The following is a 288-nucleotide window of genomic DNA, read 5'->3' as shown; positions in this document are numbered from 1 at the left end:
GCAATCAATGTGTCAGAGGTGAAGTAAAAACCTTTGATATGACTACAGGCCAATTGCTTAACTCCTACTCTGCGAGCGATTCAAGCATTCAAGTAGTTGCGTTTAGCCCAACAGCGCCTATTCTCGCTGTTGGTAATCTAAATGAAGTTGTTTTGCTGGATGAGAGAAACCTAACAGAGATAAATCGAATATCAAATGGAAAACCTGGCCTTGTAAGACAGATAGTTTTTAACTCCAAAGGTTCAACGCTTGTAGTGGCATATGAGAATAAAAGTATCACTCTGTATG

Annotated in this window: 1 protein-coding gene; it reads left to right on the top strand. The window is 39.6% G+C overall.

The window, feature by feature from the left end; all coding sequences use genetic code 11:
* Positions 1–38: 38 nt before the first annotated feature.
* Positions 39–288 (top strand): WD40 domain-containing protein (locus tag MD536_RS21260; RefSeq protein ID WP_239603799.1); only part of this gene is annotated, 250 nt, incomplete at its 3' end.

Source organism: Flavihumibacter cheonanensis (assembly GCF_022352215.1).
GTDB lineage: Bacteria > Bacteroidota > Bacteroidia > Chitinophagales > Chitinophagaceae > Flavihumibacter > Flavihumibacter cheonanensis.
The sequence above is the reverse complement of the archived record's forward strand: the minus strand, read 5'-3'. Positions and strand labels throughout refer to the sequence as shown.